The sequence below is a fragment of the Rhizobium sp. P1_E1 genome, assembly GCF_056406015.1.
In genome coordinates, this window is sequence record NZ_JBFUAY010000002.1 from 40,585 (window position 1) to 62,397 (window position 21,813).

Annotated in this window: 23 protein-coding genes; 10 read left to right on the top strand and 13 right to left on the bottom strand. The window is 62.2% G+C overall.

The genetic code is table 11. The features are described 5' to 3' along the window. Positions 1 to 22: 22 nt before the first annotated feature. On the bottom strand, positions 23 to 1,258 hold the full coding sequence (locus AC1D1Z_RS01605; RefSeq protein ID WP_439007396.1) for a multidrug efflux MFS transporter: 1,236 nt from the start codon (positions 1,256 to 1,258) through the stop codon (positions 23 to 25). Positions 1,259 to 1,588: 330 nt separating this feature from the next. On the opposite strand from AC1D1Z_RS01605, the gene AC1D1Z_RS01610 reads away from it, so the two are divergent. Then, entirely contained in the window at positions 1,589 to 1,933 is a 345-nt protein-coding gene (locus tag AC1D1Z_RS01610) for a nuclear transport factor 2 family protein (protein ID WP_047619637.1), read from the top strand. A 31-nt stretch (positions 1,934 to 1,964) separates the two neighbouring features. Here AC1D1Z_RS01610 and AC1D1Z_RS01615 read toward each other — a convergent pair whose 3' ends face one another. The 3 genes from AC1D1Z_RS01615 to AC1D1Z_RS01625 all read right to left on the bottom strand — a co-directional run bounded on the left by AC1D1Z_RS01615 (position 1,965) and on the right by AC1D1Z_RS01625 (position 4,057). Then, positions 1,965 to 2,696 (bottom strand): sulfite exporter TauE/SafE family protein, encoded by a 732-nt coding sequence (locus tag AC1D1Z_RS01615; RefSeq protein ID WP_018241221.1) that lies wholly within the window; start codon positions 2,694 to 2,696, stop codon positions 1,965 to 1,967. A 61-nt stretch (positions 2,697 to 2,757) separates the two neighbouring features. Next, entirely contained in the window at positions 2,758 to 3,411 is a 654-nt protein-coding gene (locus tag AC1D1Z_RS01620; protein WP_439007397.1) for a class I SAM-dependent methyltransferase, read from the bottom strand. A 319-nt stretch (positions 3,412 to 3,730) separates the two neighbouring features. Beyond that, complete coding sequence (locus tag AC1D1Z_RS01625; protein WP_439007398.1) at positions 3,731 to 4,057, bottom strand: hypothetical protein; 327 nt, start codon at positions 4,055 to 4,057, stop codon at positions 3,731 to 3,733. Between the two features lie 225 nt (positions 4,058 to 4,282). On the opposite strand from AC1D1Z_RS01625, the gene AC1D1Z_RS01630 reads away from it, so the two are divergent. Continuing rightward, a complete protein-coding gene (locus tag AC1D1Z_RS01630) occupies positions 4,283 to 4,885 on the top strand; it encodes a superoxide dismutase (RefSeq protein WP_008528928.1) in 603 nt (200 codons plus the stop codon). A gap of 137 nt (positions 4,886 to 5,022) precedes the next feature. After that, on the top strand, positions 5,023 to 5,868 hold the full coding sequence (locus tag AC1D1Z_RS01635) for a metallophosphoesterase (RefSeq protein WP_439007399.1): 846 nt from the start codon (positions 5,023 to 5,025) through the stop codon (positions 5,866 to 5,868). 52 nt (positions 5,869 to 5,920) lie between these two features. Here the strand turns inward: AC1D1Z_RS01635 and AC1D1Z_RS01640 are convergent, their stop codons facing one another. After that, a complete protein-coding gene (locus AC1D1Z_RS01640; RefSeq protein WP_131605359.1) occupies positions 5,921 to 6,613 on the bottom strand; it encodes a helix-turn-helix transcriptional regulator in 693 nt (230 codons plus the stop codon). Between the two features lie 130 nt (positions 6,614 to 6,743). On the opposite strand from AC1D1Z_RS01640, the gene AC1D1Z_RS01645 reads away from it, so the two are divergent. From AC1D1Z_RS01645 to AC1D1Z_RS01655, 3 genes are all read left to right on the top strand, one after another. After that, on the top strand, positions 6,744 to 7,379 hold the full coding sequence (locus AC1D1Z_RS01645; protein WP_439007400.1) for a LysE family translocator: 636 nt from the start codon (positions 6,744 to 6,746) through the stop codon (positions 7,377 to 7,379). A gap of 190 nt (positions 7,380 to 7,569) precedes the next feature. Beyond that, entirely contained in the window at positions 7,570 to 8,010 is a 441-nt protein-coding gene (locus AC1D1Z_RS01650) for a c-type cytochrome (RefSeq protein WP_477849286.1), read from the top strand. Positions 8,011 to 8,147: 137 nt separating this feature from the next. Next, positions 8,148 to 9,062: a cytochrome c gene (locus tag AC1D1Z_RS01655; protein WP_018241228.1), complete on the top strand. Its 915-nt coding sequence runs from the start codon at positions 8,148 to 8,150 to the stop codon at positions 9,060 to 9,062. A 145-nt stretch (positions 9,063 to 9,207) separates the two neighbouring features. Here the strand turns inward: AC1D1Z_RS01655 and AC1D1Z_RS01660 are convergent, their stop codons facing one another. Then, positions 9,208 to 9,837, bottom strand: a complete 630-nt coding sequence (locus tag AC1D1Z_RS01660; RefSeq protein WP_018241229.1) for a glutathione S-transferase family protein — start codon at positions 9,835 to 9,837, stop codon at positions 9,208 to 9,210. A gap of 107 nt (positions 9,838 to 9,944) precedes the next feature. Then, positions 9,945 to 10,439, bottom strand: a complete 495-nt coding sequence (locus AC1D1Z_RS01665) for a GNAT family N-acetyltransferase (RefSeq protein ID WP_018446273.1) — start codon at positions 10,437 to 10,439, stop codon at positions 9,945 to 9,947. Between the two features lie 269 nt (positions 10,440 to 10,708). Between AC1D1Z_RS01665 and dmeR the strand changes: the two genes are divergently transcribed. From dmeR to bla, 3 genes are all read left to right on the top strand, one after another. Then, on the top strand, positions 10,709 to 10,981 hold the full coding sequence (dmeR, locus tag AC1D1Z_RS01670) for a Ni(II)/Co(II)-sensing transcriptional repressor DmeR (protein WP_018241231.1): 273 nt from the start codon (positions 10,709 to 10,711) through the stop codon (positions 10,979 to 10,981). Positions 10,982 to 11,138: 157 nt separating this feature from the next. Next, positions 11,139 to 12,170 carry a CDF family Co(II)/Ni(II) efflux transporter DmeF gene (dmeF, locus tag AC1D1Z_RS01675; RefSeq protein WP_477849290.1) on the top strand — a complete coding sequence of 344 codons (1,032 nt, stop codon included), beginning with the start codon at positions 11,139 to 11,141 and terminating at the stop codon, positions 12,168 to 12,170. A gap of 113 nt (positions 12,171 to 12,283) precedes the next feature. Beyond that, positions 12,284 to 13,201 (top strand): class A beta-lactamase, encoded by a 918-nt coding sequence (gene bla / locus AC1D1Z_RS01680; RefSeq protein ID WP_182565361.1) that lies wholly within the window; start codon positions 12,284 to 12,286, stop codon positions 13,199 to 13,201. Positions 13,202 to 13,262: 61 nt separating this feature from the next. On the opposite strand, the gene AC1D1Z_RS01685 is transcribed toward bla, so the two are convergent. From AC1D1Z_RS01685 to AC1D1Z_RS01700, 4 genes are all read right to left on the bottom strand, one after another. Next, complete coding sequence (locus tag AC1D1Z_RS01685; protein WP_477849292.1) at positions 13,263 to 13,727, bottom strand: hypothetical protein; 465 nt, start codon at positions 13,725 to 13,727, stop codon at positions 13,263 to 13,265. A gap of 94 nt (positions 13,728 to 13,821) precedes the next feature. Next, on the bottom strand, positions 13,822 to 16,161 hold the full coding sequence (locus tag AC1D1Z_RS01690; protein WP_028733854.1) for a glucose/quinate/shikimate family membrane-bound PQQ-dependent dehydrogenase: 2,340 nt from the start codon (positions 16,159 to 16,161) through the stop codon (positions 13,822 to 13,824). A 197-nt stretch (positions 16,162 to 16,358) separates the two neighbouring features. Next, entirely contained in the window at positions 16,359 to 17,861 is a 1,503-nt protein-coding gene (locus AC1D1Z_RS01695; protein ID WP_439007402.1) for a protein adenylyltransferase SelO, read from the bottom strand. A 109-nt stretch (positions 17,862 to 17,970) separates the two neighbouring features. After that, the gene (locus tag AC1D1Z_RS01700; protein ID WP_018446267.1) at positions 17,971 to 18,753 is read right to left on the bottom strand and encodes an HAD-IIB family hydrolase; all 783 of its coding nucleotides are present in this window, start codon (positions 18,751 to 18,753) and stop codon (positions 17,971 to 17,973) included. 360 nt (positions 18,754 to 19,113) lie between these two features. Between AC1D1Z_RS01700 and AC1D1Z_RS01705 the strand changes: the two genes are divergently transcribed. Beyond that, positions 19,114 to 20,568 (top strand): DHA2 family efflux MFS transporter permease subunit, encoded by a 1,455-nt coding sequence (locus tag AC1D1Z_RS01705; protein ID WP_047619664.1) that lies wholly within the window; start codon positions 19,114 to 19,116, stop codon positions 20,566 to 20,568. Between the two features lie 17 nt (positions 20,569 to 20,585). Here the strand turns inward: AC1D1Z_RS01705 and AC1D1Z_RS01710 are convergent, their stop codons facing one another. Beyond that, positions 20,586 to 20,816: a hypothetical protein gene (locus AC1D1Z_RS01710; RefSeq protein WP_047619666.1), complete on the bottom strand. Its 231-nt coding sequence runs from the start codon at positions 20,814 to 20,816 to the stop codon at positions 20,586 to 20,588. A gap of 21 nt (positions 20,817 to 20,837) precedes the next feature. After that, positions 20,838 to 21,785: a homocysteine S-methyltransferase family protein gene (locus AC1D1Z_RS01715; protein ID WP_047619670.1), complete on the bottom strand. Its 948-nt coding sequence runs from the start codon at positions 21,783 to 21,785 to the stop codon at positions 20,838 to 20,840. Positions 21,786 to 21,813 lie beyond the last annotated feature (28 nt).

Here is a 21,813-nt window from a genome sequence, read left to right on the forward strand (position 1 = left end):
TCACACTTTTCGGCATCATGCTCTAGCTGGATGTCCGCCGATCCCTCGGCCGTACCATCCAGGAATAGGCAGCGCCGGCGAGAAGCAGTACTGACGTGCCGAGGAACACCGCCCGCATGCCGATATGCCCGCCGACAAAGCCGCCAAGGATGGGGCCGGCCACCTGGCCGACATATTGCGACGAGATGGAAAGCCCGAGAATGCTGCCGGCCGCACTGTCCGGCACGCTGTGGCGGATAACAGCGGCGATGCAGGGCAGCAGCCCGCCGAGTGCTGCGCCCATCAGGAAACGCAGGATGATCAGCTGCCAGGAGCTGGTGACGAAGGCCTGCGGGATCAGCAGCAGCCCGGCGACGGCGAGCGCGCCTGAAATCACCAGCCAATGGCCGATCCTGTCGGCGAGCTTGCCGAGCCATGAGGCCGAGAGAATGCTGCCGAGAGCGGCGGCTGACATGACTATTCCCGATATCATCGTCACCTGGGCTTCGACGGGCACGAGCTGCGCGACATAGACGGTGATGATCGGCTCGATCGACATATTGGCGAACATCAAGAGCATGCCGGTCGCCAGCATGGCGATGACGGGCCGCTTGTCGGCAATGGATTTCCAGCCGCCGCTGGCCTTGGCCGCCTGCTTGCGAGCCGGCGATTTCTCTTCCTTGATCAGCAAGGCCGTGGCGAGAAAGGCGAGGAAGATCATGCCGCCAGCGGCGAGAAACGTGCCGCGGATGCCGATGATCGGCGGCAGCGCCCCGCCGACCAGCGGCCCGACGAGATTGCCGGCCATGATGCCGGAGGAGAGCACGCCGAGCGCCCAGGCCGAACGGTCCTTCGGCGTCTGCGTCGCCACCAGCACCATCGAGCCGGAGGCATAACCGCCGGCAAGCCCGACGAAGAGGCGCAAAGCCACCAGCTGCCAGACATTGCCGGCCATGCCCATCAGCGAGATCGCCAGCGTCATGCCGAGGCTGGCGCGCACCAGCATCAGCTTACGGCCGTAAATATCGCCGAGCCGGCCCCAGAGCGGCGCGACGAGAGCCGCGGCAAAGAAGGTGGCGCCATAGGCGATACCCGACCACTGCACGATGTCAGCATGGTCGCTGACACCGAGCTCCTCGACATAAAGCGGCAGGAAGGGAAGCAGCAGCGTCATCGCCACGATCGTGGTGAAGGAGCCGATCAGCGAGATGGTGAGATTGCGCTTCCAGTGGATCGAGCCGGGCCTGGCGCTGGCGGCGTCCAATTGCGTATCGGTCATTCTCTCGGCCCCGGCATTGATCGCGCGGCGAGTTCCGCACGCATGGTGAAACAATGTGCCCTTTGCCGCGGCGAGGAGATCGGCGCGGGTGAAACTGTCCTGAGATCGAGTTTTTCGAGGTCGAACGCATAGGCCGTAGCGGTGCATGCGCTCGCCGTTCCAGGGCGGGCACGCGCTGATATAACCGCGCTATGGCCCATCCTTCAAGATGGCGCTTCCGCATTGGTGGCCTGTCTTTGGAAATGAGAGCCGCAATCTGGACCCTCTCGGACAAAACTGCTACAACATGACCGATTGCATAATGCAATCGGTCAATCCAAGGACATTGCCATGAGCGACATGCGCAGATCCCGAGAGCAGAGCGTCCGTCATCTCTACGCCGCCTATCTCGACGACCGCAAGGATATCGTCGGCGCCATGTTGACGGAGGATTTCACCTTCTCCAGTCCGCGTGACGACCACATCGACCGGGCGACCTATTTCGAGCGCTGCTGGCCGAAGGAGCCGGTCTTCCGCGGCTTTGACATCGAATTCCTGGCGATCGACGGCGACGAGGCGGTCATCCGCTATCGCGCCGAAAAACGGGACGGCGGCAGCTTCCGCAACATAGAGAGCCTTCGCTTCCGCGGCGACAAGATCGCCTCCGTGGATGTCTATTTCGGCCGGAATCTGTAGTCTCCCGGCCGGGATGGCGATCGCCCTGTCTTTACAGGAGCCGCATTGCCGACGTGCCGATGATGATCATCGAGACCGCCACCATCAGCGGCCGCACCGGCAGCCGTTTGACGAGGATCGCGCCGAAGGGGGCAGCGATGACGCCGCCGATGATCAGGCCGATCGCCGAATTGAGCTCCGACCAGCCGAGCGTCAGCATGAAGGTCAGGGAAATCGTCAGCGTCACCGCGAATTCGGTGAAATTGGTCGAGCCGATCACCCGTTTCAGATCATGGCCGCGGCTGACCAGCGAACTGGTGACGATCGGCCCCCATCCGCCGCCGCCGATCGCATCGAGCACGCCGCCGCAAAGCCCGACCGGTGGCACCATCCAGTCGCGGACATCCCGTTTCGGCGGCGGCCGAAAGGCTTTGTAGAGGATCACCAGCCCGATCGCGATCAGATAGGCCGACACGAAGGGCGCGATCACCTTGCCGTCGATATTGGCCAGCAGATAGGCGCCGATCGCGCCGCCGATCATGCCGGCCGGTGCGAGCCGCGCCACGAGGCGCCAATCGACGTTGCGATGATAGGCGTGCGAGATGCCCGAGGCGGCGGTGGTGAACATTTCCGCCACATGCGTCATGGCGCTGGCATTGGCCGCCGGCACCCCGAAGGCGAGAAGGCTGGTCGTCGACAGCACGCCGAAGGCCATGCCGAGTGCGCCGTCGACGATCTGCGCGCAGAAACCCACGACGATGAAGAAGAAGAAATCCGATGTCATGCAGTCCCCTCAGACAAACGGTAGCATCAGAATAAGCGACGCGGGGAAAAAGTTTCCGGTCTCAGGCGGTAAGTCCGCGCTGCTTCAGACGGACGATCTTGAAGAAGCCGTTCGGAAAGACCGGCAGGATATCGGCAGGCGCGAAATTACCGCGGCGCTCGGCCCAGGCGAGGATGCGGTGAATGCGGAAGGCGGAGGACCAGCCGATGTGGCGCACCAGCGGCGCCACCGCCGTCTCGATCGCGCCCTGCAGACCGGCGCCGTCGCCAAGCTTGCTGGCAAGGATGATCTCGCCGCCCGGCCTGAGCACTCTCGCGCATTCGTCAAGCGCCCGTTCGGGCTCGGGGATGAGCGTGATGACGAAGGGCAGGCAGACCGCATCGAAAGACCGGTCGGCAAAGGTAAGCGCATGGGCATCCATCACATCAAGCGCCCGCACATGCTGCAGCTTCTCGCGTTTCGCCTTTTCACGCGCCCGCGCGATCATGTGTTCGGAAATGTCGATGCCGGTTACCCGGCAGTGGCGCGGGTAATGCCCGAGCGTCAGGCCGGTGCCGACGCCGATTTCCAGAATATCGGTGCCGGCTGCGGCCGCGAGTGCAGCAAGCTTGCGGTGGCCATCGCGCAGGATGCCGCGATAGACGCGGTCATAGACCGGCGCCCAACGCTGATAGATTTTTTGCTGATCTTCCGCCCTGCTGCGAAGCTCTGACATGCCGGCACCTCCCTACAGCGCCGCACGTCTTTTCGGACGCGCAAAGGGCGCTGTAACACTTTGAATTGCTGCATAATTTTGCCCCTAAACCAATTCTGCTTTAGGGAATTATGCAGTCGCAAGCCCAGGAAAAGTGGAAAGCGGTTCCCCAGGAATTGCATCTAATAAAAAGATTTGAGCGGTTCTGTGCTTCTCTCAAAAGCTGAACCGCTCTAAAGCCCAGCCTCTCAACTCCTAAGGGTAGGTTCCGGTTCCCGGCGAAATGTGACCCAAGGCACAGATCCACACCGGGGGGCACTTTGGGCGACCCCGCTACAGCCTATTTTGCCGGCATCAGCCCAAGCTGTTTGGCGTCCAGTTCGCTGCCGATCTCGACGGTTTTCTTTTGCTTGTCGTAGACGCAGATCTGGGCGATCAGCCCCTTGGCGCCCTTCGGCTTGCCTGTCACCAGGGCAAGCCCGTAATGCGAGCTGCCGAACGGATCAACCGTGGTGCTGGGCTTCTCGATCGTGACCGCTGCCTTATTGCATTTGGCCTCGACGTCGGCGGCGAGCTGCTTCCAGGCGTCATCGGAGGAGGCATGCGCCGTACCTGCCAGGCAAAGCAGGACGGCGGCAGTGAGAGGCTGGATTATATTCCTGTTCATATCGGGTCTCCGTTGATCTCCATAACAGGCAAAGCGGTTTTCGGGGCGGGCATTCCCATTGATTTGCCCAAGCGATTTCTACGCGCGACTCCAACCCTGTAACTGAGGCAAATTTTCCTCCGGCCGGTCGTTTTTTGATAATTCGCCGGTTGCCTCTCCCCCTTTCCGCTCCTATGTTCCGCCTCACCTGCCGAGACGCAATCAATTGCCAAGAGGAGATCTGACATGGCTTTCGAATTGCCTGAACTTCCCTATGATTACGAAGCGCTTGCTCCCTTCATGTCGAAGGAAACGCTGGAGTTCCACCACGACAAGCACCATAAGGCCTATGTCGACAACGGCAACAAGCTCGCCGCCGAAGCCGGTCTTTCGGACCTCTCGCTCGAAGACGTCGTCAAGAAGTCCTTCGGCACCAATGCCGGCCTCTTCAACAACGCGGCCCAGCACTACAACCACATCCATTTCTGGAAGTGGATGAAGAAGGGCGGCGGCGGCAACAAGCTGCCGGGCAAACTCGAAGCGGCCTTTACCTCCGATCTCGGCGGCTATGACAAGTTCAAGGCCGATTTCGCCAATGCCGGCGCCACCCAGTTCGGCTCCGGCTGGGCCTGGGTTTCCGTCAAGAACGGCAAGCTCGAAATCTCCAAGACCCCGAACGGCGAAAACCCGCTGGTTCACGGCGCCACCCCGATCCTCGGCGTCGACGTCTGGGAACACTCCTATTACATCGACTATCGCAACGCCCGCCCGAAATATCTCGAAGCCTTCGTCGATAGCCTGATCAACTGGGACTACGTCCTGGAACGCTACGAAGAAGCCACGAAGTAAGCGGCACCAGACCAGCCGCCATGGCGGCGATGTCGTCCGCCTCTTCGAATTTGACACCCGGCGCCTCAAACGCCGGGTGTTTCGTTTTCACACGAAGCCGTCACATCCCTGTCACCAGCCGCTCCTAATCACGCCCCATGTCTTCCTCTGCGTCTCCCTTGTTCCGCTTCGGCGTCATCGCCGACCCGCAATATGCCGCGATCGCGCCGCATGTGGCGATGGATCGCTATTACGCCAACAGTCTCGCCAAGGTCGCCGCGGCGATCGAGGTGTTCAACGGCTGGGAATTGAGCTTCGTCATGACGCTCGGCGATGTCATCGACCGCAGCTTTTCAAGCTTCGACGATATCCTGCCGGTCTATGACAAGCTCAGGCACGAGGCGCTCTTCCTGCTCGGCAACCACGATTTCTCGGTCTCTGCAGGACACTTGTCCGAAGTCGCCGCGCGCCTCGGCATGCCATCGCCCTATTATAGCTTCTTGCGTCACGGCTGGCGCTTTATCGTGCTCGACGGCAACGAGGTCAGCATCTTCGCGCCGCCCGAAGGCCATCATCATCGTGCGCTTGCCGCTGAGATGCTGGCGGAGCTGCAGGCTAAGGGTGCCAGGAATGCCCATCGCTGGAATGCCGCGCTGAGCGACGAACAATTCGCCTGGCTTGGCGATGAAATCGCAAAAGCGGCCGAGGCCGCCGAAAAGGTGATGGTCATGAATCACTATCCCATTCATCCGCCCAGTGAGCACGGCATGTGGGACAGCGAGCGCATCGTCGAGCTGCTTGCCTCCAGCAGCAATGTCGTTGCCTATCTCAACGGCCACGACCACGTCGGCAATTACGGCATGGCCGGCGCCTGTCACTTCGTCAATTTCAAGGGCGTGGTCGACACCGAGACGGAAAACGCTTTCGCGATCGTCGAGGTTTATACAGACCGCATCGAAATCCGCGGCTTCGGCCGCGAGGTGAGCCGCACGCTGGCTTACTAGTTGCGAAACAGCGCGAACCCGAGCGTGTCGATGATCGACCGAACGGCTGATATCAGGCAGGCACAGCCTTCTCCGTCCAGCCGCTGGTCCAAAGCTCCCGCAGCCGGTCGCCGTCGCCCTTGAAGAAATCCTCGCTCGTTGCGCAGCGCTCCACCCGGTCGCTGCGGAAATTGCGGATCGCCTGGCGCAGCTCGCACCAGGCGACGATATTGGCGGTCTGCGAATAATAGATCAGCGCGACCGGCCGGATCGTCCGCTCGCTGGCGCGGCCGAGTTCGTCGCGGTAGCCGAGCATCAGCTTGCGTTCGTCGCGGATCGCGCGGCGCACGATCGCCAGGTCGAAGCCGGCCGGCTGCGCAATCGAGCCCCAGGCGTAAAGCGCCTTGTTGTCCATCGCCTGGCGTAGGGGCGCCGGCACCGCGCCGGCAATCTTCTGGTTGACCCGGCGCGCGGCCTGCTTCAGCTCCTCGTCCGCCGTCCGTTCGAGCAGCGCCAGCGACAGAACGATCGCCTCCATCTCCTCGATCGAAAACATCAGCGGCGGCAGGTCGAAACCCGGCCGCATGATGTAGCCGATGCCGCGCCCGCCTTCGATCGGCACCCGCATCGCCTGAAGGGCGGCGATGTCGCGATAGATCGAGCGCACGGTCACCTCGAGCGTCTCGGCCATCGTCGCTGCTGTCATCGGCTTTCTTGCCAGCCTGAGGATCTGAATGATCTCGAAAAGCCGCGAGGCCTTGCGCATTTTTGCCTCTCCCATCCGCCACGCTCCTGACAATACACTGTCAGTTGGGTTCCCGTATAGAGCCGACTATCGGATTGAAATCAATCAGGGTCTTTCAAAACGGCTCGCAGAACTCAAGGCGGTAACTGACATGAACTACCACGAAAACCTCTGGCTCTTCTTCACCCTTCTCTTTGGCATCATCATCGTGCCGGGTATGGACATGCTCTTCGTGCTCGCCAATTCGCTGACCGGCGGCGTCAAACGCGGGCTGGCGGCGACCGGCGGCATCATGGCCGGCGGCGCCGTGCATTCGGCCTATGGCGCAGCCGGCGTCGGCGTGCTCGTCACCATGCTGCCGCAGCTTTTCAACGTGCTGCTCTTTGCCGGCGTCGCCTACATGATCTGGATCGGCATTTCGCTGATCCGCAGTTCGATCACCGTCGAGGCGGTTGGCCCGGGAACGGCGCACTCCGGCTGGCGCGCCTTCCGCCAGGGCGCCGTCACCTGTCTCGTCAATCCGAAGGCCTATATCTTCATGTTTGCCGTCTACCCGCAGTTCCTCAGACCGGAACATGGCCCGATCTGGATGCAGGGGCTGATCATGGGCGTCATGACTGTCGTCACCCAGTTTGCCATCTACGGCACGCTGGCGATGACGGCCGGCCGCAGCCGCGACCTGCTCGTCGCCAACCCTGACGTCACGGCCTTTGTCGGCCGCTTCGCCGGACTGCTGCTGGTTGTCGTCTCCGCCTTCAGCCTCTGGCAGGGGTGGAAAAGCGCTTGAGCGCCACTGCATGTCGCCCGGAAGTGTGCAGCGGTTCCGGGATAACGACATGCATAAAAGCAGAGAACGGCCTATCACATTGTTTTTATGATGCTCCGGCAAAACGTGACTGCCAGGACGCATGGATTTTGTCATGCTCCCGGTGCAGATTGGCCTCCGGCCAGTTGGCCGAGGAGAAATGGAGAGGAATATGAATTGGAAAGCAGTAGCTGCCGCCGCAGCGATGGCCGGCATAGCCTTAGGTTCGGTGACCGCCGCCGACGGTACTCATGATTCGCGCATTGCGCTGATGAAGCAGATCGGCGGTTCGGCCGGCGCCCTGGCAGCCATCGCCAAGGGCACCAAGCCCTATGACGCCGAGGCGGTGAAGGCGGCGCTGACCACCATCGCCGCAACGGCCAAGGTCTTCCCCGACCAGTTCAAGCCGGGCACGGAGACCGGCGACGAAGAGGCGAGCCCGAAGATCTGGGAAAACATGGATGACTTCAAGGCGCGCGCCGCCAAGCTCTCCACCGACGCCGAAACCGCGCTGGCTCAGCTTCCGGCCGATGCAGCCGCCGTCGGCGCCACGGTCAACACGCTCGGCGCCAATTGCGGCGGCTGTCACAAGGCCTATCRCATCAAGGATTGATAGGCCGTTTGATCTGGAACTTGATACGCGACCCGCGCCGGCCTTGCCGCCGGCGCGGATCACCTTATTCTCCGCCCGTGTGGGCTGGTCGCAGAACCGCTCCAAGCAGGAAAATCTCGGTAAAGGGGAGGCGGAGCATGGTCCGCAGGTTCATCCGGTTACTGCTCTGTCTGATCGGCGTCGCCGTGCTTGGCGGCGGCGCCTTCTATCTCGTCACCGCACCCGATCCGCTGCCGGAGAGCCGTTGGGCCGGTCTCGGCGCGCCGGACCCGGCGAACGGTCAGATGGTTTTCTGGGCGGGCGGCTGTGTCAGCTGTCATGCAGCACCGGGTTCCGAAGGCGATGCAAAGCTGACGCTTGCAGGCGGCCTGGCGCTGAAGAGCCCTTTCGGCACCTTCCACGTGCCGAACATCTCACCCGATGAAAAGGCCGGCATCGGCGCCTGGACGCTCGCCGAATTCGGCAACGCGATGAAGCGCGGCGTCGGCCCGGGTGGCGAGCACCTCTACCCGTCCTTTCCCTACAGCTCCTATTCCCGCATGAGCGATAAGGACGTCAACGATCTCTTCGCCTTCCTGAAGACCCTGCCGAAGAGCGCAAATGTCGCGCCACAGCATGAGCTGCCGTTCCCCTTCAACATCCGGCTGGCGCTCGGCGGCTGGAAATTCCTCTATTTCAGCGACCAACCGCGCGTCGCGCTCGCCAAGAGCGACGACAAGATCAAGCGCGGGCAATATCTCGTCGAAGGCCCCGGTCATTGCGGCGAATGCCATACGCCGCGCGATGCGCTGGGCGGCTTCCAGGCGGATCAGTGGCTCGCCGGCGCCCCCAATCCGGAAGGCAAGGGCCGCATACCGGATATCACCCCGGCCTCCAAGAGCATCGGCGGCTGGAGCGAGGCCGATATCGCCAGCTACCTCGAAACCGGCTTCACCCCCGATTTCGATTCCGTCGGCGGCTCTATGGTCGATGTGCAGCAGAACATCGCCCATCTGCCGGCCGCCGACCGCGAGGCGATCGCCGCCTATCTGAAGGCCGTGCCGGGACGCTAAAGCATGTTGCGCAAAACTGCGCAGCGGTTTTGCGGCAACGACATGCGTAAAAACAAAGATCCAAAGCGCGTCGCATGAATCAAGTTTGATGCGACGCGCTTTAAGTGCGGTTGTGCCTGGCACCTTCGCAAGGTCCCACGCCTGCTTATAGGGAGGTGGGACCTGGCATCAGATCATAGGGATGGCGCCAGCCGGGCATCTTGCTGATACGATCTTTCCAGGCTGTGATAGCCGGGAAGGCGCTGTGATCTATCCCGGTTTCCTCCGGCATGAAGACGTAGCCCGCCAGAGAGAGGTCTGCGATCGTCAGTCGGTCGCCGACCATGAAGGCCTGGTGCGCCAGATGTTCGTCAACAATGGCATAGGCAGCTTTGGCCCTCAGTCTCAAAAACTCGACGACGGGCGTCTCGCCGCTCTTCTGAAGGCCATACATGAACCTCAGCGTTGCGTAGTAGCTCGTGAATTTATGGTTGTCGAAAAGAATCCAACGCATGATGTCACGCCGTTCTTCGACCGTCTGCGCCCCAAAGTGGCCTGTCACCTCTGACAAGTAGTCCAGGATGATCCCCGATTGGCTGATTTTCGTTTGCCCATGTTCGAGCACAGGCGCCTCGCCCTGTTCGTTTATGGTTTTTCGCCATTGTTCGGTTCGCGTTTCGCCGCCCAGATAATCAACGAAAATGCTTTCCCACTCGATGCCGGCAAGCGCAAAGAACAGCGCGACCTTGTAAGAATTCCCCGACAGAGCGAAACAATGGAGTTTGAAATCAGGCATGAAAGCTCCTTATGCAATTCGACAAAGCATGTCGCGCAATACTGTGCAGCCGTTTTGATGCGTTGAGCTTCGGCTCTTGCGAAAGCCGAACCTTCGAGCCGGTCACCCTAAGCGATCGACTGCATATAGCGCATGCCGGTCACCGGACGCGGGGTGAAATCCAGCTGTTCGTAGAAGCGGTGCGCCAGCACGTTTCCGGTGGCGGCGCTGACGGAGAGGTAGCCGCAGCCGGCATTGCGGGCGGTCTCGCGCGCCCGGTCGACGAGCAACTGGCCGGTGCCGTGACCGCGATGGCCGTCACGCACGAAGAGGTGGTGCAGGTCCATGCCGCGCTTGCCTTCCTGCGCCCTGTAGAGCGGCACGAGAATGGCGTAGCCGATCAGCCCTCCGCCGGTCTCGGCGACGAGCGCATTAATCCAGGGCAGCGGGCCGAAGAGGTCGCGCTCCAGCTGCTCCGCCGTCGTGCCTGCCGAATCGCCGTGATGGGCGGCAAGCAGGGCGATCATCTCGTTGAGTTCGGGCAGGTCGCGCGGCTTGGCGGCGCGGATCGTCACCACCGATGGGCGCATCAGTGAAATTTCGCTGTCTTCGATTTCGGTCATGGTCTTCGCGTCCTTTGATATTCTGCCGTCAGGACGCTGCCGATACAACAAAGCCGCCTGACGGCGGCTTGTTGACAATATGATCTTGTCCGGCCGCCCTTTACAGGTACAGCCAAAAATACGAGCGGCTCTGGTGCGCGTTTTTGATCATGGATCATAGATCGTCGGAAATGCGGGCTTTGTCAATGGCGGATCGGAGCCCATCACAGGCATTGAGCCCTGGCCTCACTCTTGATAGTATACCCCCCTATGCTATATGAGGACCCATCATGTCCCACACCACCCTGCAGAAAAAGAAGCTCGTCGCCCGCATCAGCCGCTTGAAGGGGCAGATGGAGGCGGTCGAGCGCGCCCTCGAGTCTGAGCGCCCTTGCGGCGAGATCCTGCAACTGCTCGCCTCCGTCCGCGGCGCGCTGACCGGGCTGACCGGCGAGGTGCTCGACGATCATCTGCGTGAGCACGTGCTGAATGCCGCCGACGATGCGGCAAGGGCGGAGGCGGTCGAGGACATATCGGAAGTGTTGAGAACCTATATGCGCTAGAGCAATTCCAGGAAAAGTGTGAAGCGATTTTCCCAGGCAAAGCGCGAAGCGATTTTGCCGGGAATTGCGTAAAAAACAAAAGCTTAGAGCGGTTTTGCGTTTTCATGAAACGCTGAAGCGCTGAACCGCTCTAAGCGCGATGACGAAGGAGCCTGTCATGAGTGTGGGAAGCGACAAAGCTGGAATCAATGCCCTGGAACATGATCATGTCTTCCTCGGCGCCGATCATACGCGCAACGAGCGGCGCATCTGGCTGGTGATCGCGCTGACGGCAGTGATGATGGTGGCGGAAATCGCCGCCGGCACCGTCTACGGCTCCATGGCCCTGGTCGCCGATGGCTGGCACATGTCGACCCATGCCAGTGCGCTGCTGATTTCGGCGCTCGCCTATCTCTTCGCCCGCCGGCAGGCACGCAATCCGCGTTTMACCTTCGGCACCGGCAAGCTCGGCGATCTCGCCGGCTTCGCCAGCGCTATCATCCTTGCCCTGATCGCCCTGCTGATGGCCTGGGAAAGCCTGCTGCGCCTTTCCAATCCCGTGCCGATCGGTTTTGCCCAGGCGATCGCCGTGGCGGTGATCGGCCTTGCCGTCAATCTGGCCAGCGCCTGGCTGCTGGCCGGCGGCGGCCATGTCGCGCATGGCGATCATGCGCACCATCATCATGGGCATGGCCATCACGCGCATCACAGTCATGGCAACCACGCCCATCCCGCGCATGGACATCGTCCGCACGGTCATGGCGACCATGCCCATCACGCAAAGACCGGCGACAACAATATCCGCGCCGCCTATCTGCATGTCATCGCCGATGCTTTGACCTCCGTGCTCGCCATCGCGGCGCTGACGCTCGGCAGCCTTTATGGCTGGCTCTGGCTCGATCCCCTGATGGGCATCGTCGGCGGTTTGGTGATCGCCAATTGGTCGTGGAGCCTGATGAAATCCTCCGGCGTCGTCCTGCTCGATGTCATTTCCGAAGGCGAGACGCTGCCGGCGGAGATCCGCGGCGCCATCGAGACGGAGGACGACCGGATCACCGATCTGCATGTCTGGCAGGTCGGCCCCGGCCATCATGCCGCAATTGTTGCCGTCCTTACCTCGAAGCCGCGCGATCCGGCCTTCTACAAGGGCAGGCTTTCGGCGTTGGAGGAATTGTCGCATGTAACGGTCGAGGTTACGCGCGCGGCGTGATCGGCGCGATCGGACGACAAAGGTCGCTCGACGGACGATTAACATCACCTTGGGGACGAGATGCCGCCGCAATCTCGCCTTAGCTCTGTCCTCCCGATTTGCCGGAGGATTTCATGGATCTCAGTCTAACCCGCCGCATGCTGATAGGCGCGGCATTGTGCCTGCCTGCGATGGGCTTGCCCGCGCTGGCGATTCCCGCCAATGCCCAGGAGGGGGCCAAGGAGAGTGCCGAGGAGGGCGACGACAACATCGAGCGCCGCCTTGCTGCGCTGGAAAAACGCACCGGCGGCCGCCTCGGCGTCTCGGTGCTCGACACTGAGACGAGCATCTCTTTCGGCTATCGCGGCAGCGAGGCCTTTCCGATGTGCAGTACCTTCAAGGCGCTGGCCGCCGCTTTCGTGCTTGCCCGTGCTGACAAGGGCGAGGAGAACCTCGATCGGCGGGTGACCTACGGCAAGGACAAGCTCGTCGATTATTCGCCGCTCAGCGAAAAACACGCCGGCACCGATGGCATGACCATTGCCGAACTCTGCGAGGCGGCGGTGACCGTCAGCGACAACACGGCCGGCAATCTGCTGCTCGAAAGTTTTGGCGGTCCGGCGGCGCTGACCGAATGGCTGCGCTCGATCGGTGACGGCACGACCCGCCTCGACCGCTCCGAACCGACGCTGAACGAGGGCCGAAAGGACGATCCGCGCGACACGACGACCCCGGATGCGATGCTCGACACGCTCGGCAATCTGACGCTCGGCTCGGTCCTCACTGAGGCCTCCTGCGACAGGCTGATCGCCTGGCTGGTGGCGAGCACGACAGGCAAGGAGCGGCTGCGGGCCGGCCTGCCGGCCGATTGGAAGGTCGGCGACAAGACCGGCACCGGGCCGAATGGCTCTCTCGGCGATATCGCTGTGATCTGGCCGCCGGATCGCGGTCCGATCGTCGCAGCCGTTTATATCAGTGAGACGACCGTGCCGGTGAAGGAACTCAACCCGGTCTTTGCCGAAGTCGGCCGCATGATCGTCGACATGGTGTGAATCATGAAAAATGCGGCGGAGAAGGCTCTCCGCCGCACCTCGGGTCAGGTTTTCCTGTGGCTCAGGCGGCGGTGATATCGTCTGCCGTCTTGGTGCCGTCATCCTCGATACCGGCCATCTCGCGCTTGATCTGCTCGGTGATTTCCTTCTCGATTGCGGCGCGTTGGTCGGCCGGCATGGCGGCCAGATCGGCCTCGGTCAGATCGTGCTGCTCGAGATAGCGGGCGCGGATATATTCCGCCGGCGTCATGTTGCCCCATTTGGAGAATTCGTCGACCAGGGCGGCATGCGCCGCACTCGCCGCCACTTCATCGTCGGAAGGCTGATTGATGTAGGGGCCTTCGCTGCTTTGCAGGGCCCACATGGTATTGGCGATCGAAGGCGGCGTGCTGCTGGGCTCGAGACCGGGCGCGGTATTGCGCGCAGTGCTGTCGAAGTCCGTCGTTTGCTGATTCTTGGATTTGGCCGACTGATCGAAAAGACCGCCGACCCCGTTATAATTGCGAATATTGCTAGAGATTTCCATAAAAACTCTCCCCGAAAAACGGGGAGAGAATGGCGATGCAACCATGCCTAGAGCTTGCGCCGCCTCCTTCTCGTGAGGAGAAGGGGCGCTCCCATCAAGGCAGCGTATAGGCGATCACGTAATCGCCGGGCGTGGTGCCGACCGAGCCGTGGCCGCCGGCGACCATGACGACATATTGCTTGTTATCATCAGTCTCATAGGTCATCGGCGTCGCCTGGCCGCCGGCGGGAAGCCGCGCCTGCCAGAGCTCTCGGCCATTCGTCACGTCATAGGCGCGCAGGTAGTTGTCGACCGCAGCCCCCAGGAAGGCGACGCCGCCCTTGGTCAGCATCGGTCCACCGATGCCGGGTACGCCCACCTTGAAGGGCAGGGGCAATGGCGTCATGTCGCGCACGGTGCCGTTCTTGTGCATATAGGCAATCTTGCCGGTGCGCAGGTCAACGCCCGCGACATAGCCCCATGGCGGCGCCTGGCAGGGGATTTTGAGCAGCCCGAGGAAGGGACCCATGAACACGCCGTAAGGCGCGCCGTCATTGCGGTTGAGCCCCTGTTCGCTGCCCTTCTCGTCCTGGCCTCTCGGCGGAATATCGGCGGCCGGCACCAGGCGCGAGGTGAAGGCGAGATAGGTCGGCATGCCGAACATGATCTGCCGCTCCGGATCCACCGCCACGCTGCCCCAGTTGAAGGTGCCGAAATTGCCGGGATAGACGATCGTCCCTTTGAGCGAAGGCGGCGTATAGCGGCCCTCATAGTAGTAGCGGTGGAAGTCGATGCGGCAGGCGAGCTGGTCGAACAGCGACACGCCCCACATGTCCTTTTCCTGAAGCGGCTCCGGCGAGAAGGTGAGGTCCGAGATCGGCTGCGTCGGCGAAGTATGATCGCCGGAGACCGCACCACCCGGCGCCGGGATTTCCTTGACCGGGATGATCGGCTCGCCGCTGCGCCGGTCGAGCACATAGAGATCGCCCTGCTTGGTCGGGCCGACCAGGGCCGGAACCACGGTGCCGTCCTGCTTCGTCAGGTCGATCAGCGCCGGCTGGGCCGGGACGTCCATGTCCCAGAGATCGTGATGCACCGTCTGGCGCACCCATCGCAACTGGCCGGTGGCGATATCGAGCGCGACGATCGAGGAGGAGAATTTCTCGACATTGTCGCTGCGGTTGATGCCGAGCTGGTCGGGCACCTGGTTGCCGAGCGGGATATAGACCATGCCGAGTGTCTCGTCGACGCTGAAGACCGACCAGCTGTTCGGCGAGTTGGTCGTATAGGTCTGGCCCTCGGTGATCGGCGTCGTCACGTCGGGATTGCCGGAATCCCAGTTCCAGACCAATGCGCCGGTATTGATGTCGAAGGCGCGGATGACGCCGGATTGTTCCTCAGTCGAATAGTTGTCGTTCACCGCCCCACCGACGATGATCTTGCCCGCCACCGCGACCGGCGGCGAGGTGGAATAGTAATAGCCGGCCGGATTGTAGCGCATGCCGGTTTCCAAATGCAGCACGCCCTGGTCGGCAAAGCTGGTGCAGACCTTCCCGTCTGCCGCATCGAGCGCGATCAGCCGGGCATCGGATGTCGGCAGGTAGACGCGTTCGGCGCAGGGCTGGCCGGCGGCAACGGTTGGATCGGCATAATAGGTGACGCCACGGCAGGTCTGATGCTGCCGGTCGGGGTTCATGCCGGAGTTGGCGTCGTATTTCCATTTCTCCTTGCCGGTCTTGGCGTCGAGCGCGATCGCCCAGTTGTGCGGCGTGCAGAGATAGAGCGTGTCCTTCACCTTGAGCGGCGTCACCTGATAGGTCGTCTCGCTGATATCCTCCGGCCGTTTGACGTCGCCGGTCTGGTATCGCCACGCTTCCTTGAGAGTGGAAACATTCTGGGCTGTGATCTGGTCGAGCGGCGAATAGCGCTGGCCGAAAGGCGTGCGGCCATATTGATGCCATTCGCCATCCGGCACGCTGCCCCCGAAGGCGGGATTGGCGGCGACCATGTCCTTGGGCAGTTCGCCGGCAAGATCATGCGGGTCAGTCGTCATCGAATAAAGGGCGACGAGGATGGCGAGGATGACAGGCACGGCGAGCGGCCAGGGGTTGGCGGCGTAGGTGATGCCCGTCGGGCTGCGCAGGCCGAGCGGCCGGCGGATCCATGGTGTCAGCAGCCAGAGCCCGAGCAGGATGATCATGCCGCCGCGCGGGCCGAGCTGCCACCAGTCGAAGCCAACCTCCCAGATCGCCCAGGCGAGTGCTGCGACGACGAGCACCGCATAGACCCAGAGCGCCACCGCCTTGCGCATCAGAAGCAGACCGGCGGTAATCACGAACATCAGCCCGGCAAACAGATAGAAGACGCTGCCGCCGAGCGTGACGAGCCAGAGCCCGCCACCGCCGAGTGCCAGCCCGATGATGATGAAGAAGATGGAGGTGACGATGATCGCCATAAGGCAGTCTCCCGCTGAGGTTAGCCGGGGTGAAGGATCGGCGGAAAAGCCCCGCCGATCAGGCAGATAGCGCGAGGCAGATGCCTTTCAACGGCCACATTTGCCGCAGGGCGCGGATGCACCGAACGGCGCGTCAGGCCGGATGGAAGCGGATCGCTGTGGCGCAAATGTCCCACCAAAACGGGCGAGAGCGCTCGTTACGTTCCGCAGAAGGTCGCAAGCACCCGTTCGTCCGGCTTCGGTGGCTCCCTATAAGCGGCAAAGCCTGGCTGATCCTCATAGGGTTTCGAAAGCACGCTCAGCAGCGCCTCGAACAGCGAGAAATCCCCGTCCTCGACGGCAGCCTTGATCGCCTGTTCGACCCGGTGATTGCGCGGAATGAAGGCCGGATTGACGCCGCGCATGGCAATGGTGCGCTCAGTGGCCGTCTGCGGATCGCGGGACAATCTCTCGCGCCACTGCGTGAGCCAGGGGCCGCAGGCATCCGCTTCGCGGAAACTTGCCGCAAATGCGGGCGCTGCGACGTCATCGCCGGCAAGATCCGATAGCCGCCGGAAGGTCAGGGTGAAATCGGCGCCCTGCGCCTGCATCAGTGACAGCAGCGCCTGCACCAGTTCGAGATCGCCGTCCTCTTCACCGGCAAGGCCGATCTTTTCGCGCATGCCGGCCAGCCAATGCGCCTGGAACCGTTCGCCGTAACTCTTTATCACCACATTGGCCTTGTCGACCGCGCTGTCGGGCTCGGCGTCGATCAGCGGCAGCAGCGTTTCGCCGAGCCTTGCGAGGTTCCATTGGCCGATGCCGGGCTGGTTGGCATAGGCGTAACGGCCATGCTGGTCGATCGACGAGAAGACGGTCGCCGGATCATAGGTATCCATGAAGGCGCAGGGGCCGAAATCGATCGTCTCGCCGGAGACGGTCATATTATCCGTGTTCATCACGCCATGGATGAAGCCCACATGCAGCCAGCGGGCAATCAGCGCCGCCTGGCGTTCGGAGACCGCTTCGAAGAGCGAGAGATAGGGGGTTTCAGCCTCTTTCAATGCGGGATAGTGCCGGTCGATCACATAGTCGGCCAGAGCCCGCACGCCGTCGGTATCGCCCCTGGCCGCGAAGTACTGGAACGTGCCGACTCTGACATGGCTGGCCGCGACGCGGGTGAAGACCGCGCCCGGCAGCACCTCTTCGCGATAAACCGGCTCGCCTGTCGTCACCGCCGCCAGCGCCCGCGTGGCGGGAATGCCGAGCGCAAACATTGCCTCGCTGATGATATATTCGCGCAAGACCGGCCCGATTGCCGCCCGCCCGTCGCCGCGGCGCGAAAAAGGCGTCGGTCCGGCGCCCTTCAGCTGGATATCGTAGCGCTTGCCGCTGCGGTCGACGACCTCGCCGAGAAGGATCGCCCGCCCATCACCGAGCTGCGGCGAGAAGCCGCCGAACTGATGCCCGGCATAGGCCATCGCCAGCGGTTCGGCCCCTTCGGGAAGGAGATTTCCGGAAAAGATCGCCGCGCCATCGCGGCGCAAGGCCTCGACGTCAAGCCCGAGCTCGGTGGCAAGCGGCTCGTTGAGCTTGATCAGCCAGGGCTCCGCCACCGCAGTCGGCGCTTGCGCCGCAAAGAAGTGCGGCGGCAAACCGACATAGCTGTTGTCGAACGGAAAGGCCGCACCGGGCCGATTTTGCTGCAGGGCGGAGGTCATAGTTCATAGGTAGGGTTGGCTTGCCTGCCGCGCAAGCCGGTTCTGCCGCCTGTCTGATCTGCAACGGGTTGCAGACGCTGCATCGCGTCGATCGTCGATTGGCGGACGCTTATCGCCGTGATCGCAAAATCGCTTCTGCAGCCTCGACGAARCCAACTCCGCCCGGTCCATCTGTGATCCATACCGGTGGTGTAGGCATCTCAGGGAGATAGTCGACAACCGTGCTCACGCCCACCGTATGCCGGAAGAAACTGAACATTGGCGCATCGTTGGTCGAGTCACCCGCATAGAGCACCGCGTCGCGATCGGTCTCGACATCCAGATCATAGGCCTGCTTGAGTATCCTCTTGGCCATCGAGAGCTTGTTGTATCCGCCGAGCCAAGCGAGAAGCCAAAGATTGTTGACTGTTACATCAGCGCCTGCCGCGGCCAATCTGGCAAGGATTGTTTCTCGCAAATCCGAATCTTCTGGTTTGGCGAAAGCAAGGCTGGTCATGCGAAAGGGGTGATCTTCCGCCAGTTGCGCCCTCGGCAAGGCCACTCGGATTTCTTCCTCAATCGCACGCAGTCGCCGTGTAACATCCTCGCGATCCGCGTCAGAATGCCAGAACGAGCGCTTGGTGCCGTGCCCATTTGCATTGCGCCGAAAATAGAAGCCGCCGTTCTCGCCAATGACTCCATCGACCGGCCACATTCGCGCCATCTGATCGCACCATCCAGCAGGAGCTGCGGTCACCGGAATGACGATCACGCCGGATTGCTGGAGACGTTCCAACGCAGTGTAAGTGGCGGCAGCAAGCCGGCCGCGATAGGTCAACGTCTCATCCATGTCGGTAAGGACAAAACGCACGCTCTTAAATTCAAAGGCGCTTGCTGTATTCAGGGGCTTCATTGTCAGTTCTTTCCTCGTCAGACGGTAAAGCTGCCTATCACGCACTTGATCCGGCAAGCATGGATCGCAGGTCATTGACTTGATTCATCGGGGCACCTCCGTTGCTCAGAAAACCAGCGGTGATGGACTCACCGTCCGCCCGTCGCTTCTTCACCCCTAAGACCTCACGAAGAACAGACCCATGCAAGGAATCGTGATCTGCCTTTACCTCTCGTCAAAGCAGCTTTGCCATAAACGACATAGCGCCGCCATGATCGCAGGCGTATAGCAAATCGTCTCCCCTTGGCTTCGCGCCATGTCATCCCCCGCGGCCTTGCTGCCTTGTGTGCTCCGCCGCGCCACCGCGAGTGATCCCGGACGATGTCGGATCAGATTTACCAGGCGCCGATGGTTCGGCGCGCCACACCCAATTTCCGGGTGATCGCGATGATTGTCGCGAGTGCGATGCTGATGGAAAATATCGATGCGACCGTGCTTGCGACCGCGCTGCCGACCATGGCACGTGATTTCGGGGTCAGCGCCCCGGCCATGTCGATCGCCTTGACCTCCTATCTCTTGAGCCTTGCGATCTTCATTCCGGCAAGTGGCCGGATGGCCGATAGTTTCGGCTCCCGCACCGTTTTCCGCTCGGCCATCGCCGTCTTCGTCGTCGGCTCCATCCTCTGTGCCCTGGCGCCGACGCTGTCCTTCCTGGTGCTGGCGCGGCTGCTGCAGGGCATCGGCGGCGCGATGATGATGCCGGTCGGGCGCCTGGTGCTGATGCGCAGCGTCGACCGCAAGGATATGGTCAGCGCCATGTCCTGGCTGCTCGTGCCGGCGCTGATCGGCCCGATCGTCGGCCCGCCGCTCGGCGGCTTCATCGTCACTTATCTCGACTGGCGCTGGATCTTTTATATCAATGTGCCGATCGGCATCATTGGCATGATCTTCGTCTCGATCTACATCGACGAGGTCAAGGGCAAGGCAGGCGGTCCGTTCGATACGATCGGCTTCATTCTTTCCGGCGTCTCGCTCGGCTCGCTGCTCTTCGGCTTCGAAATGTCGAGCCATGAGGGCGAGGGTGCGTTTTCGATCTTCCTGATCGCACTTGGCCTGCTCTTCGGCATCGCCTATCTCAGACATGCCCGCAAGCACCCGTCGCCGATCATGGATTTCTCGCTGATGAAGGTGCCGAGCTTTGGCACGTCGGTCATTGCCGGTTCGCTGACGCGCATCACGCAAGGAGCGCAGCCCTTCCTGCTGCCGCTGCTCTTCCAGATCGGCTTCGGCCTGTCTGCCGCCGCGGCCGGCCAGATCATCATCGCGACCGCGCTTGGCGCTCTCGCCATGAAGCCGATGGCGAAATTTGTCTTCCGCCGGCTGGGCTTCCGCAGGAGCCTCATCCTCAACGGCATCCTCGGGACGATCGGCTATGGCCTTTGTGCCGCCTTCCGGCCGGACTGGCCGATGCCGCTGGTCTTTGTCGTCCTGGTGCTCAGCGCCTTCTTCCTGTCGTTCCAGTTCACCGCCTATAACACCATTGCCTATGACGAGATCAGCAAGGAGCGGATGAGCTCGGCCACGAGCTTCTACACCACCTTCCAGCAGCTGATGCTGTCGCTCGGCATCTGCATCGGCGCCTTGGCGCTGCACGGCTCCATGGCGTTCAATGGCGCCGAGACGCCGGCCCTTGGCGATTTCTCGGCAGCCTTCATCGTCGTCACGATCATCTCGATCACCGCGACCTTCTGGAACCTGCGCTTCTCGCCGACTGCCGGCGAGGAGATCACCGGCTACAAGGCCAAGCAGACGAAAGGCGCCGTCGCCAAAGGCTGACACCGCCTTTCCCTTCGTCAGAAGCCGACCGGCTCCCGCGGCTGCCTGCGTCGAAAGGGCCGGCCCTCGCGCCGGTCTGCCTCGAGCCCGTAGGTTATCGGGCCGGGCAAGCCCCCGAAGGCGAGATCACTATCCCGCAGCGCCACCTCCACGGCTGCCTCAGGCTCGGTGCGCCTCTGCCGTCCCGTGATCACAAGCCACAGATCGTGCCAGCGGCGCTCACGCATCATCGTGCCCCCAATCGTCATTCTCTCCTCCCTCTCAGGTCGTTACGCCGCCTGCGGCAGGCATGCCTCGCAGATCGCCGCGACATGGCGGTGGTCGGTGCCGCAGCAGCCGCCAAGCACGCGCACCGCAGGCATGCGGTCGATGAGCTTGCGGTAGCGGCGGCCGAGATCTTCGGGATCGCCCGCATCCAGCGTTTCGCTATTGTCCAACTGCTCATGGCTCATGGTCGAGGCATTGGCGCGGATGCCGGAAATGCGCTTCACCCAGCCGCTTCCAGGATCGAGCGCTGTTTCGAAATGCGTCGGATGGGCGCAGTTGATCATGTAATAGGCCGGCGCACCGCCGGTCGCCGCATCCGTCGTCTCGATGGCGTCCTGAATGCTGCGGCCCGTCACCAGCCGGCCATCCGTCTCCAGCGTGAAGGAGATGGCCGAGGGCATGCCGAGCGACTGTGCCGCCCGCGCCACGCCGATCGCCTCGTCGATGTTGGTCAGCGTGAAGGCGCTCACCATATCGGCTTCGGTGCCGGCAAAAGTGCCGATCTGGAAGGCGTGGTAGTCTTCCGCTTCGACCGCATCCATGAAGCCTGCCTTGTAGCCGTCGCCGCGCGGGCCGATCGCCCCGCTGATGACGATCGGCTGCTCCGGCCGCTCATAAGCGCTGCGTAAGCCGACGAGCAGGTCGACGGCCTCCTCGTTGACCGCCTTCAGGGCTTCGCTGGTATAGCCGAGCTTCTGTCCCCAGTCCGGATTGGCTCGCCATGTGGCGGTGTCGAGCACGAAGCCCGTGCCGTGCCGCCGGGCGATATCGAGATAGCGGCGATAGTAATTCCGCATGCGCTGCCGCCCGTCTTCGGAAGACAGCAATATGAAGGCGGCGAAATGCGGAAGCTCGATCCCTTCCTGGAAGATCATCGTCGTTTCCATGCCGCCATCGGTAATGAAGGTGCCGCCTTTGAGCTGCGGCAAACCATTTCTGTACTTTGCCATTGTTGAAGCCTCTCCCTCGCGGCGCCCG

Bases quoted from the DNA above. Each gene is read 5' to 3' on its own strand.
- AC1D1Z_RS01660 (WP_018241229.1), bottom strand. From the start codon at position 9,837: ATGCCTGATTTCAAACTCCATTGTTTCGCTCTGTCGGGGAATTCTTAC.
- AC1D1Z_RS01605 (WP_439007396.1), bottom strand. From the start codon at position 1,258: ATGACCGATACGCAATTGGACGCCGCCAGCGCCAGGCCCGGCTCGATC.
- AC1D1Z_RS01615 (WP_018241221.1), bottom strand. From the start codon at position 2,696: ATGACATCGGATTTCTTCTTCTTCATCGTCGTGGGTTTCTGCGCGCAG.
- AC1D1Z_RS01635 (WP_439007399.1), top strand. From the start codon at position 5,023: ATGTCTTCCTCTGCGTCTCCCTTGTTCCGCTTCGGCGTCATCGCCGAC.
- AC1D1Z_RS01690 (WP_028733854.1), bottom strand. From the start codon at position 16,161: ATGGCGATCATCGTCACCTCCATCTTCTTCATCATCATCGGGCTGGCA.
- AC1D1Z_RS01655 (WP_018241228.1), top strand. From the start codon at position 8,148: ATGGTCCGCAGGTTCATCCGGTTACTGCTCTGTCTGATCGGCGTCGCC.
- AC1D1Z_RS01715 (WP_047619670.1), bottom strand. From the start codon at position 21,785: ATGGCAAAGTACAGAAATGGTTTGCCGCAGCTCAAAGGCGGCACCTTC.
- bla (WP_182565361.1), top strand. From the start codon at position 12,284: ATGGATCTCAGTCTAACCCGCCGCATGCTGATAGGCGCGGCATTGTGC.
- AC1D1Z_RS01640 (WP_131605359.1), bottom strand. From the start codon at position 6,613: ATGCGCAAGGCCTCGCGGCTTTTCGAGATCATTCAGATCCTCAGGCTG.
- AC1D1Z_RS01710 (WP_047619666.1), bottom strand. From the start codon at position 20,816: ATGACGATTGGGGGCACGATGATGCGTGAGCGCCGCTGGCACGATCTG.
- AC1D1Z_RS01610 (WP_047619637.1), top strand. From the start codon at position 1,589: ATGAGCGACATGCGCAGATCCCGAGAGCAGAGCGTCCGTCATCTCTAC.
- AC1D1Z_RS01685 (WP_477849292.1), bottom strand. From the start codon at position 13,727: ATGGAAATCTCTAGCAATATTCGCAATTATAACGGGGTCGGCGGTCTT.
- AC1D1Z_RS01645 (WP_439007400.1), top strand. From the start codon at position 6,744: ATGAACTACCACGAAAACCTCTGGCTCTTCTTCACCCTTCTCTTTGGC.
- AC1D1Z_RS01620 (WP_439007397.1), bottom strand. From the start codon at position 3,411: ATGTCAGAGCTTCGCAGCAGGGCGGAAGATCAGCAAAAAATCTATCAG.
- dmeR (WP_018241231.1), top strand. From the start codon at position 10,709: ATGTCCCACACCACCCTGCAGAAAAAGAAGCTCGTCGCCCGCATCAGC.
- AC1D1Z_RS01630 (WP_008528928.1), top strand. From the start codon at position 4,283: ATGGCTTTCGAATTGCCTGAACTTCCCTATGATTACGAAGCGCTTGCT.
- AC1D1Z_RS01665 (WP_018446273.1), bottom strand. From the start codon at position 10,439: ATGACCGAAATCGAAGACAGCGAAATTTCACTGATGCGCCCATCGGTG.
- AC1D1Z_RS01695 (WP_439007402.1), bottom strand. From the start codon at position 17,861: ATGACCTCCGCCCTGCAGCAAAATCGGCCCGGTGCGGCCTTTCCGTTC.
- AC1D1Z_RS01705 (WP_047619664.1), top strand. From the start codon at position 19,114: ATGTCGGATCAGATTTACCAGGCGCCGATGGTTCGGCGCGCCACACCC.
- AC1D1Z_RS01625 (WP_439007398.1), bottom strand. From the start codon at position 4,057: ATGAACAGGAATATAATCCAGCCTCTCACTGCCGCCGTCCTGCTTTGC.